Consider the following 15,361-nt stretch of genomic DNA (forward strand, 5'->3'; position numbering starts at 1 on the left):
GAGCCCCCGCTGAAAATATGCGAGGGACGGTTGAAACATGGGTCAATTCTCGATGGAAATATCGGGCTGCGCCGGGTCAGCTCTCAGTGGAAATCAACAACCCTCGTGTTCTTGTCGATGAGCGGCAGTTCCTCAGTGTCCTTCTCTTCGGACGAAGACGTCCGCGGCGACTTGCGGTCGACCTGCGCAAACTGCAGGCCAGACTCCAATCCGAGTAGCTTTCGCCGATGCAGCTCCTGCTCGCTGATCCCCAGGACTTGCGCTGCATGAGGGATTCCGTAAAGTGCAATCGCTTCCCATTTATCCCCAAATTTCCTGATCATTTCCTCTAGGACTGCCTTGGCTCCGTTCTTGTCGAGATAGAAGAACGGCATGAACCCGTCGGAGTGATTTCCTAACTCCTGGTTCATCGCCAGCCCGAAATCGTCCATTTCGGCACTTCGGTTTAGTGCGGTCCGCCGGATGACCATCCTGGTTATACGCAATCCTCCAATCATGGCGTTGTTCGCGTGACGCTGTAGGAATGCGGGCCACCATTCAGAGTCTATCGATCCCAGGCGTGATCTTATCGTAGGCTCTAAGGGGCGCTGGAATATCCATAGACGATCGCTATCAGTGTTCCTGATCTGTGGGCTGGAACGCAGCATGCTCGTCATCTCCAGCCATTGCTCGATAACTCGCTTTGCGGAGATTTGCTCGCCAACTTTTTTCGGCAGCCAGCCTCCTTCATCCACGAGAGGAGTGTCGACTTGATTCTGTTTGCTGTTCGGGGGACCATTTTTCCTGTTTTTGGTGCTCGTCGCTGTGACGATCTCAAATCGCCCGCGCCTCTCCCTTCCTGAGATAGCGTTGATCTTAAGGTCCTTGCATGGCTGACTGTTGAACGCCGAATCGACGATCACGATATGGAACGCTGCATTCAATGCCACGGCAGTCGCCTGGATATGGCCTTGGATCCACAGTGGATCCCCGACGCTCTTCATCAGGGTCGCCAACTTCCGAGTCTTTACCACCAGCCCTCGGTGTAGTGTGGCCGAAACTAGCTTAAACACGAGGCCTTCGTACTGATCGTCGTCAATGCGGAGTCTATTCCGGAACCACTCTCTGACCTCTCCCTTGGTTTGATTGTACTCGTTTAATAGGGAGACGATCGCTGCTTCATCCGGAAGCCGAGGATCTTCCTGAAGTCTTTTGCCTCGAAGGAAGCGTTCGTACTCAATACTAAACTCCTCACAGAGGCATCGCCGGAGCTCCATCAACATATCGGCATTATGCTTGACGAACGCTTCCGCTGCTTGAAGGCGCCCCAGATGGCTCGTGGAGAATGTCCCTGCTTCTCGAGCGAGAGTTGCCAGAGCCGGCGTCCGCGCCTCCTTGTCTTCGGGAAGACCAGCACTGAATGTAAACTTTGGAGCGAAGCCAACTCTGGAAAAAGCACCCAGAACAGATTTTATAGTATCTATTTCTGAATTTATCGAACTTGGACTGCTTATTGCTCCAAACGAAGTGTCATTTCTGTCGCACAACGCGTCAAAGGTATTAGACAAACACTGTTCTAAGTCTTTCGTCTCTGGAATTTTTCCTCGGAATAAACTGTAGCAACGGTATATCCTTCCTTCAGAACTTTGTGGATTTACTATCCCTTTTTCTCCGACGACGAGAAAAAACCTAACCGTACGCTTGAAGTAAGCGTAACTGGTCGCCGGGGAATACTCCGAGGACCCATAGATAGTGCGCCACACCCTCGCGAAACTCGTACAAAAATCCGATCCGTAGAGCAGAAGAAGGGGCGTGAGATGGTACCGGGTCGGGTGACCTTGAATCTGAAAGACGAACGTCTCGCTCACGTTGATCTCTGAATCCTTTCACACTGGAGGCAAATCCGTCAGCGGACGCACGGGCGAATCCATGAGTCCTTCCTAACAATATTTAATCAAGGATTGAGTCCTTGAAATCTCACTATCTTGAATCAAGATTAGAAACAATCGAATCCTTGGATGTATAGAAACGAATCCTTCACGTATTAAATCAAACAACAACAACCTCACATTCAACACGTTCATAATCGTTACGACAAAACGCGTCGGTAAGCGCTTTAACAATACCTCCGAATCGCCATGATTCGATCACATAATTACAGATATACGTCAAAAGACAATGATATTTCTATATCCAGGTTTTGAAGCTCGCCACGCGCTATCCCTCTGGAGGTAGAGGTAGCGACCCAGTGCCGTCTTTGCGGATGGCGCAGAAGGATCTTCCGCGTTGTGCTAGTCGGGCGTCGGGTGCGGGTGGGGAGATTGCGCACATCCCTAGGCGTGAAACCCGTCTTGAGGCCCCAACTTTTACGTTTGCTGGGCCGACAGCAGAGGCAACTTTATTGTCCTCATTAGGCAGCCGAAGGCCCGGCCCCCCGAGCTGCCTCAGATGCCCGAAATGCCTGCCAGGTTTCTGGAAAGAGCATCAGCTTTCACAGGAGTCTTTCGGCAGTTACTCCGTATGTCTCATTATTTTGTATGGAGACGAATATCCGTGGATAGCCCTACGTCGCAGGCGCTTCGCCTCCATACAAAAAAACTAATGTGGCTTTGGCACCCCCTCCTTCGGCAAGTCGGCCGGCGCGAGATTGACCGTTATCCTTTTGGCCGGCAACGCCAATCCTGAGGCGTGCAATGCCGCGTGCACCCGCTCGCGGCTTTCTGCAACCGCCTTATCGGGCAAGCCGACGATCTGCGTCACGACCTTGCCGGGTGCAACCATCACCTGGACCTCGACCGGAACGCCTTCAATGCCCTGGAATGCAACCGTACTGACGCGTGCGACCATGCCCCGATCCCCTGTGGCGCAACCGTTTACACCTCATTTGGCGACCTATCATCGTCGCGGATTGCAATCTGGCATAGAAATCAGAATGGAACAAGAACAATAAAGGAACAAATTCACGTCCCCGCTGCAATCAGGTTGCAGCGGGTTGCAGGGCTGGAACAAAGGGAAGAAATCGCGGTTACGACCGCTTGCGTTCGATCGCATCCCACAGAAGGCTGGCGACATCGGCACCGCCGAACTTGCGAACTTCGCGAATGCCGGTCGGCGACGTGACGTTGATTTCGGTCATGTAGTCACCGATGACGTCGATGCCGACGAACAGGAAACCGCGCTCGCGCAGCGCGGGACCGATCCGCCGGCAGATTTCCTTTTCGCGCTCGGTCAGTTCCGTCGCCTCGGCGCGACCGCCGACATGCATGTTGGAGCGGCTGTCATGCTCGGCGGGCACGCGGTTGATGGCGCCGACAGGCTCGCCATCGACGAGCAGGATACGCTTGTCGCCCTTGCGGACGTCCGGCAGGTACTGCTGGGCGATGAAGGGTTCACGGAAGAGCTGGCCGAACATTTCGAGCAGCGACGAAAGATTGCGATCGTCCTTGGTCGAATGGAAGACACCGGCGCCACCATTGCCATAGAGCGGCTTGAGGATGATGTCGCCCATCTCATCGCGGAAGCGGCGGATCTCGGCCGGATCCTTGGTGATCAGCGTCTTCGGCATCAGGTCGGCGAACTCGGTGACGAAGATCTTTTCCGGCGAGTTGCGGACCCATGCCGGATCGTTCACCACCAGCGTTTTCGGGTGAATGCGTTCCAGTAGGTGGGTGGAGGTAATGTAGGACATGTCGAAGGGCGGGTCCTGGCGAAGCAGGATGACATCCATGGTCGAGAGATCGACGCGCTCCGGCGCGCCGAGATCGAAGTGGTCTCCCTTGACGTCGCGCAGCGTCATCGGCTCAACCGACGCATAGAGCTTGCCATCGAGGAAGCTCAGGCGATCCGGCGTATAATGAAAAAGCTGATAGCCACGGCTCTGCGCCTCGAGGCTCATGGCGAAGGTGGAATCGCCTGCAATATTGATGCCGGCGACATGGTCCATCTGGACCGCTACGTTCTTGATCTTGGCCATTTTTCGTCCCTTAGCTCGTGCGGGACAGATGTAGGCTGCCGAACCCCTGAACGCAACGGCCAATCCATGGCTTTGGCCGGCAAGCGCGTGGGTTTTTAGGCCGCCAGGCCCTGCTGACCGTTGTTGCGAATAAGGTTTCGCAGACGATAAGCCAGCGCCACGGGCTTAGGAAACGGCTTGCGTAGGAACGCCACCTTGCGAACGTAGGTGTCGACCCGCCAGTGCGCCCACGTGCCGGCTGCGAAGAACGCAACGTCGCCAGCGCTGAGCGTGCGCTCGGCGCCATCCTCGGCAACGATATGAACCTCACCTTCCAGGATCATCACCGTTTCGTCCCAACCGAAGAACCAGCGGAACTCCCCTGCCGTGCAGTCCCAGATCGCGGTCAGGGCCGCGTCATCGTGGCTGCGAGAATGCTCCGCCGTGCGCGCCTGCGGCTCGCCCTTCGTGATCCATTCCGGATTGATCGGCGTGGACCGCATGGAGAGACGCTCTCCCGATGCCGCCACAAAGGACTTTCCCGACGCCTGGATTGGCATGGAAAAAGGTACGACGCGCGCGGCCATTGCGACCATGCTCGCCAGCATCATGTGCAAACCCATAAAAACCCCCGTCACCGCCATGAGCGATGGTGCCGGGATAGCAGAGAGTTGTAAAGGCGCGGTGCGTTCAGCCGTTAAAATTAGAGATATATACCATTGTACTAGTTAGACGTGTGCCAGGCCCACCGCTGCGACGGATTGACGGGCTATCTCGGCATCGATGCGCTTGCCGGTATCATGAGCAAAGAAGTGCAGCTTTTGCGGCTGAACGAAGAGGCGAAGCTCAGAGGACAGCTGTGTCTCCGGTGAGAGGATTGCCGTCAACGGTTGATCTCCGAGAAGGCCGTGGACAAGGCGCTGCGAACCGAGCTCTTCGATGTAATCCGCAGTCAGCTCCAGGGCATGTTCCGACGGCTCGGCCAGCCGCAGGTCCTCGGCGCGGATTCCGACCGTTACCGGGCCGGATGTGGGGGCATTGCCGGCCAGATCGATCAGGTTCGGCCCAAGCGCCAGCTTGTCGCCGTGCAGTTCGCCCTTGAGCAGGTTCATGGCCGGCGAGCCGATGAAGCTCGCGACGAAAGTGGAGGCCGGGCGATGATAGACGTCGAGCGGCGTGCCGATCTGTTCGATCTCGCCATGGCTGAGCACCACCAGGCGGTCGGCCAGCGTCATCGCTTCCAGCTGGTCGTGAGTGACGTAGAGCGAGGTGGTGCCGAGGCGGCGCTGCAGGCGCTTGATTTCGCCGCGCATGGAAACACGCAGCTTGGCATCGAGGTTCGACAACGGCTCGTCGAACAGGAAGGCAGCCGGCTTGCGGACGATGGCGCGGCCCATGGCAACGCGCTGGCGCTGACCACCTGACAGCGCGCGCGGGCGGCGGTCGAGATAGGGCTCGAGCTGCAGCATGCGGGCGGCCTCGGCGACGCGCGCGTCGATCTCGGACTTCGGCGTCTTGCGGTTCTTCAGGCCGTATTCCAGGTTCTCGCGCACCGTCATGTGCGGGTAGAGCGCATAATTCTGGAAGACCATGGCGATGTCGCGGTCAGCAGGGTCGACACTGTTGACCACGCGGTCACCGATGCTGACGGTGCCGTCCGAGATCTCCTCGAGCCCGGCCACCATGCGCAACAGCGTGGACTTGCCGCAGCCGGACGGGCCGACGAGCACGATGAACTCACCGTCGGCGATCGAGATATCGACGCCGTTCACGGCGCGAACGCCGCCATGATAATCCTTGCAGACCTTCGAGATTTCGATCCGTGCCATGTTTCTCTTCCTTACTTGTCGCTCTCGGTGAGGCCCTTGATGAACCATCTCTGGAAAATCACGACGATCAGCACCGGCGGCAGCATGGCCAGCACGGCGAGTGCAAAGGCTTCGTTGTAATCGGGAATTTGCGAACCGACCCAGACCTGCAGGATCGACTTGATACCGCGCATGAGCGTGAAGAAGCTCTCGTCGGTGGTCATCAGCATGGGCCAGAGATACTGGTTCCAGCCATAGACGAACATGATGATGAAGATCGCCGCCATCATGGTGCGCGACAGCGGGATCAGGATGTCGATAAAGAACTTGAACGGCCCGGCGCCATCGATGCGGGCCGCTTCCAGAAGCTCCTCGGGAACCGACTTGAAGAACTGGCGGAAATAGAACGTGCCGGTCGCCGACGCGAGCAGCGGCACGATCAGGCCGGTGTATGAGTTCAGCAGTCCGAGTTTGCTCATGACTTCGTAGGACGGCATGATGCGGACCTCGAGCGGCAGCAACAGCGTCGTGAAGATGATCCAGAAGGCGAGCGTCGCGAAACGGAAGCGGAAATAGACGATGGCGTAGGCCGCCATCATCGACAGCACGATCTTGCCAACGGCAAAGCCGACACCAAGGATCAGCGAGTTCAGCACCATGTTGAGGCCGGTAATCTCGCCGGTGAAGCCGCCCTTCTGGGTGAGTACCTTTTCGTAGGTGCCGACGAAATTGTCGCCGGGCGTGATCATCAGGCCCTTGGTGTGGATCTCGGCGGCCTCGTGCGTCGAGGTCATGAAGGCGACGATCACGGGCACGATCAAAAACAGCGCGCCGAGGATGAGGATCAGGTGATCGAGAGGTTTCGTCTTGTACATTGGTCTTCCCCGATCACGTGTAGTGGATGCGCTTCTCGATGAAGCGGAACTGGATGATGGTGAGGACGAAGACGACGATCATCAGGATGACCGACTGCGCCGAGGAGCTGCCGATGTCATTGCCGCGGAAGCCGTCCATATAGACCTTGTAGACAAGGGTGATCGGATTGTTGGCCGGCTTGTCCTTCACCATCACGTCGATGACGCCGAAGGTGTCGAACAGGGCGTAGGTGATGTTGATGATCAGCAGGAAGAAGGCGGTCGGCGCCAGCAGCGGCAGCGTCACCGTCCAGAACCGGCGAAAGCCGGAGCGGCAGTCGATGGTGGCGGCTTCGCGCACGGAGACCGGCACGCCCTGCAGGCCAGACAGGAAGAAGATGAAATTGTAGGGGATCTGCTTCCAGACCGCGACGACAATCAGCGCAAAGGCCGTGTCGTAGTAATTGAGACCGACCTGCATGTCCCAACCGAACCAGGCCGCCAGCTTGACGAAGGGGCCGATATGCAAGTCGAAAAACATCATCCCTATGAGGCCCGCAACCGGCGGGGCGATCGCATAGACCGAGATCAGCAGCGTCTTGTAGGCGGAGCTGCCGCGAATGACGGCATCAGCCTTGACCGCCAGTAGCAGGCCGAGCGCCAGCGAGAAGAACGTCACCAGGCCAGTGAAGACGACCGTGAATTTGGCAATGCTCAGATATTCGGGGCTGAAGATCGCGTCCGTATAGTTGGCGAAGCCGACGAAGGTCGAGCCGAATCCGAACGGGTCCTCGATATAGAAGGACGACTGCACCGCCTGTACGGATGGCCAGTAGAAGAAAATGAAGATCACCGCGAGCTGCGGCGCCAGAAACAGATAGGGGATGAGCGATGGCGAGAACTGGACGCGCTTGGCGCCCGATGGCTCGGCAGCGGCTGCCGGTTTCCTGGCGCTTGCCGCAAAGCCCGGAATGAACCGGCCGAGGCGAGGTTGAGAAGGTGTATAGGCCACGCGCGGTCCTCTATCGCTGATAGGACCTCCCTTTCGGAGAAGGGAGGCCCATGTTGACTGTCATGGTCGACGCGGCTTGGATCAGCCGGCGGTCTTCGCGAAGCGGGCGAGAAGTTCGTTGCCTTCCTTCTCGATGGTGTCGAACGCGTCCTTGACGGTGGTTTCACCAGCGAAGATGCGGTTGTATTCGCGCTCCATGATCGAGCGGATCTGCGGGTAGAAGCCGAGGCGATAGCCCTTCGACCATTCGCCGCCTTCCAGCTTCAGCTGCTTGATACCGACTTCGGCGACAGGCTCCTTCTCGTAGTAGCCTTCCTTCTTGGCGAGATCGTAGGCTGCTTCGGTGATGGCGACATAACCGGTTGCCTGGTGGTAGAACTTCTGGATCTCAGGCGAGGTCAGGAACTGGAAGAAGTCGGCAACGCACTTGTTTTCGGCTTCCGGCTTGCCGGCCATCGCGAAAAGGGCAGCACCACCGATGAAGGTGTTCTTGCCGGCGCCGCTGATCGAGTTCCAGTAAGGCAGGAAGGTTGCCGAAAACGGCATGGTTGCCGTCTTCTTCAGGCCGCCGAAGGAGCCGGAGGAGCCGATCCACAGGGCGACCTTGCCTTCTTCGAAGGGCTTCTGGTTGTCGTTCCAGCCGGCGCCGTAGTAGGCGAAGTAACCTTCATCCTTCCAGGCCTTGAGCTTTTCGAACATCATGATGAGGTTCGGGTCGGTGACCTTGAGCTTCGTGTCGACGATGCTGTCGTAGCCGTTGTTGTTGGTGGCGAACTGGATGTTGTTGCGCGAGAAGAAGTTCTCGGTGAACTCCCAGGTCAGCTGCGTCTGGACGAGCGGGATGTAACCGGCTTCCTTGAGCTTCGGCGCGATCGCCTCGAACTCTTCCCAGGTCTTCGGGGCCTCGACGCCAGCCTTCTTCAGCGCTTCCGGATTGGTGTACATGATCGGAGCGGAGGAGTTGAACGGCATGCCGACGAACTTGCCGTCTGCAGCGGCGTAGAGGTAGCGAACGCCCGGGATGAAGGCGTTGCGGTCGAACTTGTAGCCGGCGTTGTTGATCAGGTCTTCAGCCGGAATGACAGCGCCCTTGGCGTTGATGATCGTGGCTGCACCCGCATCGAAAACCTGCAGGATGTTCGGCTGCTCACCCGAGCGGAAAGCGGCGATGCCGGCTGCGAGCGCTTCTTCATACGATCCCTTGGAGACCGGCGTGATGGCGCAGCTCGTCTGCGATGCGTTGAACTTCTGTGCGACTTCGTTGATGACTTCGCCGTTGCGGCCGCCCATGCCGTGCCACCAAGTGATATTGGTCGCGGCAAAAGACGACGAGGCCGAGAAGCTCACGGCCACGGCCGCCATCGTAAATTTCTTGAACATGGCTAATCCCTCTCCACCCGTTATTGGGCGCGAGGAGTGCAATAGAGGCCTTATGTGACGACCCCTTAATGGTTTTGTGACAGCCACGTTACAGCGGCGTCTTTTTGCACGCGCTTGCAAAAATAATCAGAACGCATCCGGAAAATGGCGCGGCAGCCGGCCGGGAATGATGGCTATGATGTCATAACGCTGGGACAACACAGCGAAATCGCGCTGGCGCGCCAACCACAGGTCACTCGCCGCCCTGATGCGATTTTGCGCTGTATACGACACCGCATCGACGGCGCTCGCCTCGTCCCGCCTCGCCTTCACCTCGACGAAAACCGCAACGTTGCGCTTGCGTGCAATGATATCGATCTCGCCGAGCTTCGTGCGGTAGCGGAGCGCGACGATGCGGTAGCCCTTGAGCATGAGAAAGAGAGCAGCCAGATATTCGGAGACATGACCCCGACGAAGCGCCCTGCGGCGATTGCTGGCGGCGCCCCCTTCAACCATCGCTGCCCTTCATGTCGAGCAACCGCTGATAGAGCTCCTTGCGCGGCAGCCCGGTCAGCCTAGCCGCCTCCGCGGCGGCCTTTGCCGTCGGCATCGTCCCCGCGAGGTCCGCAAGAATGGTATCGACATCGGCCTGCTCGACTGGCCTCTCCGGCGGCGGGCCAATGACTAGGACGATCTCGCCCTTGACGTTATCGACCTCGGCATAATGCGCCGCGAGCTCGGCCAGGGTGCCGCGACGAAACTCCTCGAAGCTCTTGGTCAGTTCGCGACAAACCGAGGCCGCCCGGTCGCCGCCCAGAACATCGGCGGCAGCAACCAGCGTGGCGGCGATGCGGTGCGGCGATTCAAAGAACATCAGCGTCGCGGGGACCGCAACAAACGCCGCCAGACGGTCCCGGCGTGCCTTGTCCTTGGTCGGCAGGAAGCCGGCGAACAGGAACGCATCGTTGGGAAGGCCGGAACCGACCAGGGCGGCAAGCGGTGCCGAGGCGCCCGGAATGGGCACGACGCGATAGCCCGCCTCGATCGCCGACTGCGCCAGGCGGTAGCCGGGATCGGAGACCAGAGGGGTTCCCGCGTCGGAAACGAGTGCCACCGACTTCCCGGCCTCGAGTGCCGCCAGCAATCTCGGCCCCGCCTCGTCGGCGTTGTGCTCGTGGTAGGCGTAGGGCCGGTTCTGGATGCCGTAACGATCGAGAAGAACCCGGGTGACGCGGGTATCTTCACAGGCCAGCACATCGGCGCCGGCCAGCGTCTCCAGCGCGCGCAGCGTGATATCGCCCAGATTTCCGATCGGCGTCGCGACAAGATAAAGTCCCGGCTCCTGCGGCCGGGCGGGAACTGCCATGTTATGCAGGCGGAAGCTACGCTGCCTGCCGCTTTCTATCGTCGCGTCGTCATTGCTCAAGATCTGTTGCCCTTTCTGGCTTCCGGCCTTTATGGGCGAGGCCCCACTCTTCGGCAAGGGGCAGCCGCCCCGCGAGGGGTGGCGATTTCTGTGAGCATCTGCGGGGAAAAGCGCAAATGCAGCAACCGGCGCGTTCGCACCTCTTGCATTCGGCCGCAAAATTCTGCCATTTTGCCCGTCCACTCCTCCGGTCCCATGTTTGGGCAAAGGCATTCTTCAGGCGCGCGGCGCGCGCCCGGACAGTAACGGTCGAAAGCGGTAGCATCCCATGCGTATTACTATTGAGCGGTCCAACCTTTTGAAGTCGCTGAACCACGTGCACCGCGTGGTCGAACGCCGCAACACGATCCCGATCCTGTCCAACATCCTGCTGCGTGCCGACGGCCAGAACCTCGACATGAAGGCCACCGACCTCGATCTGGAAGTGACGGAAGCGACGCCCGCCAATGTTGAGCAGGCTGGCGCGACGACGGTTCCTGCCCACCTTCTTTACGACATCGTGCGCAAGCTGCCTGACGGTTCCGAGGTTCTGCTGGCAACGAGCACCGATGGCGGCTCGATGAGCGTGCAGTCCGGACGCTCGAAATTCTCGCTGCAGTGCCTGCCGGAATCCGACTTCCCGGATCTGACCGCCGGCACCTTCAGCCACACGTTCAAGCTCAAGGCGACCGACCTGAAGATGTTGATCGATCGCACGCAGTTTGCGATCTCGACCGAGGAAACCCGCTATTACCTGAACGGCATCTTCTTCCACACGATCGAAAGCGAAGGCGACCTGAAGCTGCGCGCCGTGGCGACCGACGGTCACCGCCTCGCCCGCGCGGACGTCAAAGCGCCGTCGGGTTCGGAAGGCATGCCCGGCATCATCATTCCGCGCAAGACGGTCGGCGAACTGCAGAAACTGGTCGACAACCCGGAGGCCATGGTCACCGTCGAAGTGTCCGACGCCAAGATCCGCCTTTCCATTGGTTCGATCGTCATGACCTCGAAGCTGATCGACGGCACCTTCCCGGATTATCAGCGCGTCATACCGACCGGCAACGACAAGGAAATGCGCGTCGATTGCACGAGCTTCGCGCAGGCCGTCGACCGCGTTTCGACGATTTCGTCCGAGCGTGGCCGCGCCGTGAAACTCGCCCTGTCGGACGGCCAGCTGCTGCTGACGGTCAACAACCCTGATTCCGGTAGTGCCACGGAAGAAGTCGCCGTCGGATACGATACCGACGCCATGGAAATCGGCTTCAACGCCAAATATCTGCTCGACATCACCGCCCAGCTTTCCGGCGACGAGGCAATCTTCCTGCTCGCGGACGCCGGTTCGCCGACGCTCATTCGCGACACGGCCGGCGACGATGCGCTCTACGTGCTGATGCCGATGCGCGTCTAGGACGACGTCGCATTTGCTTCACAAACTTTGCCGATTGCGACGTTTGGGCTTGTTTTTCACGTCGACTGCCTGCAATTAGGTGCGGGGGTGTTTGTTGAATCAAGGAGGACGGCATGGCATTGCGCCTGAAGGAACGGCTGGGAAAGAAGTTCGACGAAGAGATCCGCTTCTTCAAAGGAATGATGCAGGGACCGAAGACGGTCGGCTCCATCGTCCCCACTTCTTCCATCACCGCGCGCAAGATGGCCAGCGTCGTCAACCCGCATTCCGGCCTGCCGGTTCTCGAACTCGGTCCCGGCACCGGCGCGATCACGAAGGCCATTCTCGGACGCGGCGTGAAGCCTGAAAACCTCGTCGCCATCGAGTATTCGACGGACTTCTACGAACACCTGATGCGCCTCTACCCCGGCGTGAACTTCATCAACGGCGACGCCTTCAATCTCGACAAGACGCTGGCTCACATGGAAGGCCAGACCTTCGATTCCGTCGTGTCGGCCGTGCCCCTCCTGAACTTTCCAATGCAGGCGCGCATCGCCATGCTGGAAAGCCTGCTCGACCGCCTGCCGGCGGGGCGCCCCGTGGTACAGATCTCCTACGGCCCGGTATCGCCGATCATCGCACGTCCGGATCGCTACCATATCCAGCATTTCGACTTCATCGTGCGCAACATTCCGCCGGCTCAGCTCTGGATCTACCGGCGCGGCTGAGGTGTTCGGCCTCTACATCACCCATCCGCAAGTAAAGATCGATCCCGACGTTCCCGTGCCAAAATGGGGACTGTCGGATCTGGGCGCCGCGCGCGCCCGCCAGGCCGCGCAACGGCCCTGGGTGGCGCAGCTGCGGCGCATCATTTCCAGCGACGAGACCAAAGCGATCGAGACCGCGCAGCTTCTCTCCGATGTGGCCGGGGTTCCCGTCGAGATCGTTGACGGCATGCATGAAAACGACCGCTCCGCGACCGGCTTCCTGCCGCCTGCCGAATTCGAGAAGGCTGCGGACTGGTTCTTTGCCAATCCGCTGGCCAGTTTTCGCGGATGGGAGCGAGCAGCTGATGCGCAGCAGCGGATTGTCGCCGCGGTCGAAGCGATCCTTTCCACGCACGACGCCTCCCAGCCCATCGCCTTCATCGGCCACGGCGGCGTCGGCACATTGCTGAAATGCCACCTGCAGGGGCGGCCCATCGGACGCGACCGGGACCAGCCGGCAGGCGGCGGCAATCTCTATGCTTTCAGCCTTGCAGATCGGCGCTTATCATGCGACTGGACGCCTATCGAAGAGTGGCAAGGATGGATGTGACATGGACGCACGCGAGCGGCTGATCGTCGGACTGGATGTTCCAACGCTTGGTGAGGCCGAAAAGATGGTCTCGACGCTCGGTGACGATGTCATTTTCTACAAGATCGGCTACCAGCTCGTCTTCGCCGGCGGCCTCGAATTCGCCCGCGAGCTTGCCCAGAGCGGCAAGAAGATCTTCCTCGACATGAAGCTGCTCGACATCGACAACACGATCGCCTCCGGCGTCGAGAACATCGTGAAGATGGGAATGTCGATGCTGACCCTGCACGCCTACCCGAAGGCGATGAAGGCCGCCGTGGAAGCGGCCAAGGGATCCGATCTCTGCCTGCTCGGCGTTACCGTCCTGACATCCATGGACGAGCAGGACCTCATAGCCGCAGGCTACGAATACGATCCGCATACGCTGGTGCTTCGCCGCGCCGAGCAGGCACATCTGGCCGGCATGGGCGGCATCGTCTGTTCCGCGGAGGAGTCTGCGGCCGTGCGCAAGATCATCGGCCCCGACATGGCCCTCGTGACCCCGGGTATCCGCCCGGCGGGCAGCGACAAGGGCGACCAGAAGCGGGTGATGACGCCTGCCGAGGCCCTGAAAGCGGGATCGAGCCATCTCGTCGTGGCGCGCCCGATCATCAAGGCCCCCGATCCCAAGGAAGCCACTCGCGCCATCCTTGCGGAAATGGCGGCCGCCCTCCAATAGTCCAACAAAGCAAGGGAGACGTCAGATGGCAAAAGGATACTGGATCGCACGCGTCGATGTACGCCAGCCCGATCGCTACAAGGATTATGTCGCAGCGGCAAAGCCGGCCTTCGAGAAATACGGCGCGAACTTCCTCGCCCGCGGGGGCGCGATCACGGAACTCGAAGGCAACGCACGGGCCCGCAATGTGGTGATCGAGTTTCCCTCGATGCAGCACGCGGTCGATTGCTACAATTCGCCGGAATACCAGATCGCCGCAAAGATCCGCCAGGAGATCGCCGACGCCGAGATGGTTGTCGTCGAAGGCATCTGATCGAATTTTAAGCCATGAGAACTGCGACGCGACGGCCCTTTTCGTCGCGCCGCTATTGGTCTAAGACGAATTCAACGACCTTCCAAATCAGCCTTTCGAGGAGCCTGCCATGACCCTTGCCAACCTGCCGCCACTCGTCACCGTGTTCGGAGGGTCCGGCTTCATCGGCAGGCACGTCGTGCGCGCACTTGCCAAGCGCGGCTATCGCATCCGCGTCGCCGTGCGCCGCCCCGACCTTGCTGGCTTCCTGCAGCCGCTCGGCAATGTCGGCCAGATTTCCTTCGTACAGGCGAACCTGCGCTATCGGAACTCCATCGACCGCGCAGTCGATGGCGCCGACTACGTCGTCAACTGCGTCGGCATCCTGCACGAAGCCGGGCGCAACTCGTTTGAAGCGGTCCAGGAATTCGGTGCCCGCGCGGTTGCTGAAGCCGCCCGCAGCGTCGGCGCGAAGCTGATCCATCTTTCGGCGATCGGCGCCAACACACATTCCGATTCCGGCTATGCCCGCACCAAGGGTCGCGCGGAAGCGGCAATCCATTCCATCAAGCCTGACGCGATCATCTATCGCCCGTCGATCGTCTTCGGCCCCGAGGACAACTTCTTCAACAAGTTCGCCGACATGGCGCGCCTCGCCCCTGCCCTCCCGCTCATCGGCGGTGGCAAGACGAAGTTCCAGCCGGTCTATGTCGTCGACGTTGCCGAAGCCGTGGCCAAGGCTGTCGAAGGCAAGGTCGAGGGTGGCAAGATCTACGAACTCGGCGGCCCTGAAGTGCTGACCTTCCGCGAATGTCTCGAGGCCGTGCTCAAGGCGACGAGCCGCACGAACCGTCTCGTCTCCATTCCCTTCGGGATTGCCTCGCTGATCGGCAGCATTGCATCGCTGGTTCCCTTCGTCGCGCCGCCGATCACTCCGGACCAGGTGCGCCTGCTGAAGAAGGACAATGTCGTCTCCAAGGAAGCCGAAGCGGAAGGCCGCACGCTGTCTCACCTCGGGATCACGCCGACGCTGGTCAACTCGGTGCTCGATTCCTACCTCGTGCAGTATCGCCCGCATGGCCAGTACACCGGCTCCGGCAAGGCTGCCTGAACAGCCAAGCTTCTCGCCTTTCCTGACGCCGCTCGCGACACCCCGCGGGCGGCGTTTTTCATTGCGGGCGGCTGTGGACAAGACCGCCGCAACGGCGACGTTTTCCACCCTTTTGGCCTACCAAGCGTTGCATAAAAGACGCACGAGAAAATTAGCGGAATTAACACCAAATTTAGCAGGAACGTTTA

The 15,361-nt window shown here is 59.7% G+C and carries 15 protein-coding genes and 1 pseudogene; 6 read left to right on the forward strand and 10 right to left on the reverse strand.

The genetic code is table 11. The features are described 5' to 3' along the window. Positions 1 to 83: 83 nt before the first annotated feature. The 10 genes and pseudogenes from A6U87_RS16910 to rsmI form a co-directional block, all read right to left on the reverse strand. Positions 84 to 1,847, reverse strand: a complete 1,764-nt coding sequence (locus tag A6U87_RS16910; protein WP_141683984.1) for a hypothetical protein — start codon at positions 1,845 to 1,847, stop codon at positions 84 to 86. A 748-nt stretch (positions 1,848 to 2,595) separates the two neighbouring features. Continuing rightward, positions 2,596 to 2,826: pseudogene (locus A6U87_RS16915) on the reverse strand (magnesium chelatase domain-containing protein); the annotation flags it as partial. Positions 2,827 to 3,004: 178 nt separating this feature from the next. Continuing rightward, positions 3,005 to 3,952 (reverse strand): glutathione synthase, encoded by a 948-nt coding sequence (gene gshB, locus A6U87_RS16920; protein ID WP_065692464.1) that lies wholly within the window; start codon positions 3,950 to 3,952, stop codon positions 3,005 to 3,007. 95 nt (positions 3,953 to 4,047) lie between these two features. Next, positions 4,048 to 4,554, reverse strand: coding sequence for a cupin domain-containing protein (locus A6U87_RS16925; RefSeq protein WP_065692465.1), 507 nt, complete (start codon positions 4,552 to 4,554; stop codon positions 4,048 to 4,050). Positions 4,555 to 4,659: 105 nt separating this feature from the next. Then, entirely contained in the window at positions 4,660 to 5,760 is a 1,101-nt protein-coding gene (locus tag A6U87_RS16930; protein ID WP_065692466.1) for a sn-glycerol-3-phosphate import ATP-binding protein UgpC, read from the reverse strand. Positions 5,761 to 5,771: 11 nt separating this feature from the next. Next, entirely contained in the window at positions 5,772 to 6,614 is an 843-nt protein-coding gene (gene ugpE, locus A6U87_RS16935) for a sn-glycerol-3-phosphate ABC transporter permease UgpE (RefSeq protein ID WP_065692467.1), read from the reverse strand. A 13-nt stretch (positions 6,615 to 6,627) separates the two neighbouring features. After that, entirely contained in the window at positions 6,628 to 7,605 is a 978-nt protein-coding gene (locus A6U87_RS16940; protein ID WP_065692468.1) for an ABC transporter permease subunit, read from the reverse strand. A gap of 81 nt (positions 7,606 to 7,686) precedes the next feature. Next, positions 7,687 to 8,985: an extracellular solute-binding protein gene (locus A6U87_RS16945; protein WP_065692469.1), complete on the reverse strand. Its 1,299-nt coding sequence runs from the start codon at positions 8,983 to 8,985 to the stop codon at positions 7,687 to 7,689. 126 nt (positions 8,986 to 9,111) lie between these two features. After that, positions 9,112 to 9,480: a YraN family protein gene (locus tag A6U87_RS16950; RefSeq protein ID WP_065692470.1), complete on the reverse strand. Its 369-nt coding sequence runs from the start codon at positions 9,478 to 9,480 to the stop codon at positions 9,112 to 9,114. Continuing rightward, positions 9,473 to 10,330, reverse strand: coding sequence for a 16S rRNA (cytidine(1402)-2'-O)-methyltransferase (rsmI, locus tag A6U87_RS16955; RefSeq protein ID WP_065692495.1), 858 nt, complete (start codon positions 10,328 to 10,330; stop codon positions 9,473 to 9,475). Before rsmI ends, A6U87_RS16950 begins: the two co-directional genes overlap by 8 nt. A gap of 328 nt (positions 10,331 to 10,658) precedes the next feature. On the opposite strand from rsmI, the gene dnaN reads away from it, so the two are divergent. The 6 genes from dnaN (at position 10,659) to A6U87_RS16985 (ending at position 15,173) form a co-directional block, all read left to right on the forward strand. Next, positions 10,659 to 11,777 (forward strand): DNA polymerase III subunit beta, encoded by a 1,119-nt coding sequence (dnaN, locus tag A6U87_RS16960; RefSeq protein WP_065692471.1) that lies wholly within the window; start codon positions 10,659 to 10,661, stop codon positions 11,775 to 11,777. A gap of 113 nt (positions 11,778 to 11,890) precedes the next feature. Further along, positions 11,891 to 12,484 (forward strand): phospholipid N-methyltransferase PmtA, encoded by a 594-nt coding sequence (gene pmtA, locus A6U87_RS16965; RefSeq protein ID WP_065692472.1) that lies wholly within the window; start codon positions 11,891 to 11,893, stop codon positions 12,482 to 12,484. Position 12,485: 1 nt separating this feature from the next. Beyond that, positions 12,486 to 13,073: a histidine phosphatase family protein gene (locus A6U87_RS16970; RefSeq protein ID WP_065692473.1), complete on the forward strand. Its 588-nt coding sequence runs from the start codon at positions 12,486 to 12,488 to the stop codon at positions 13,071 to 13,073. 1 nt (position 13,074) lies between these two features. After that, positions 13,075 to 13,770, forward strand: coding sequence for an orotidine-5'-phosphate decarboxylase (gene pyrF, locus A6U87_RS16975; protein ID WP_065692474.1), 696 nt, complete (start codon positions 13,075 to 13,077; stop codon positions 13,768 to 13,770). A gap of 25 nt (positions 13,771 to 13,795) precedes the next feature. Next, positions 13,796 to 14,083 carry a DUF1330 domain-containing protein gene (locus A6U87_RS16980; RefSeq protein WP_065692475.1) on the forward strand — a complete coding sequence of 96 codons (288 nt, stop codon included), beginning with the start codon at positions 13,796 to 13,798 and terminating at the stop codon, positions 14,081 to 14,083. Between the two features lie 109 nt (positions 14,084 to 14,192). Beyond that, the gene (locus tag A6U87_RS16985; protein WP_065692476.1) at positions 14,193 to 15,173 is read left to right on the forward strand and encodes a complex I NDUFA9 subunit family protein; all 981 of its coding nucleotides are present in this window, start codon (positions 14,193 to 14,195) and stop codon (positions 15,171 to 15,173) included. Positions 15,174 to 15,361 lie beyond the last annotated feature (188 nt).

The sequence above is a fragment of the Rhizobium sp. AC44/96 genome, assembly GCF_001692185.1.
Classification (GTDB): Bacteria; Pseudomonadota; Alphaproteobacteria; order Rhizobiales; family Rhizobiaceae; genus Rhizobium.

Bases quoted from the DNA above. Each gene is read 5' to 3' on its own strand.
- A6U87_RS16950 (WP_065692470.1), bottom strand. From the start codon at position 9,480: ATGGTTGAAGGGGGCGCCGCCAGCAATCGCCGCAGGGCGCTTCGTCGG.
- A6U87_RS16925 (WP_065692465.1), bottom strand. From the start codon at position 4,554: ATGGGTTTGCACATGATGCTGGCGAGCATGGTCGCAATGGCCGCGCGC.
- A6U87_RS16985 (WP_065692476.1), top strand. From the start codon at position 14,193: ATGACCCTTGCCAACCTGCCGCCACTCGTCACCGTGTTCGGAGGGTCC.
- A6U87_RS16930 (WP_065692466.1), bottom strand. From the start codon at position 5,760: ATGGCACGGATCGAAATCTCGAAGGTCTGCAAGGATTATCATGGCGGC.
- ugpE (WP_065692467.1), bottom strand. From the start codon at position 6,614: ATGTACAAGACGAAACCTCTCGATCACCTGATCCTCATCCTCGGCGCG.
- pmtA (WP_065692472.1), top strand. From the start codon at position 11,891: ATGGCATTGCGCCTGAAGGAACGGCTGGGAAAGAAGTTCGACGAAGAG.
- A6U87_RS16980 (WP_065692475.1), top strand. From the start codon at position 13,796: ATGGCAAAAGGATACTGGATCGCACGCGTCGATGTACGCCAGCCCGAT.
- pyrF (WP_065692474.1), top strand. From the start codon at position 13,075: ATGGACGCACGCGAGCGGCTGATCGTCGGACTGGATGTTCCAACGCTT.
- A6U87_RS16945 (WP_065692469.1), bottom strand. From the start codon at position 8,985: ATGTTCAAGAAATTTACGATGGCGGCCGTGGCCGTGAGCTTCTCGGCC.
- gshB (WP_065692464.1), bottom strand. From the start codon at position 3,952: ATGGCCAAGATCAAGAACGTAGCGGTCCAGATGGACCATGTCGCCGGC.
- rsmI (WP_065692495.1), bottom strand. From the start codon at position 10,330: ATGGCAGTTCCCGCCCGGCCGCAGGAGCCGGGACTTTATCTTGTCGCG.
- dnaN (WP_065692471.1), top strand. From the start codon at position 10,659: ATGCGTATTACTATTGAGCGGTCCAACCTTTTGAAGTCGCTGAACCAC.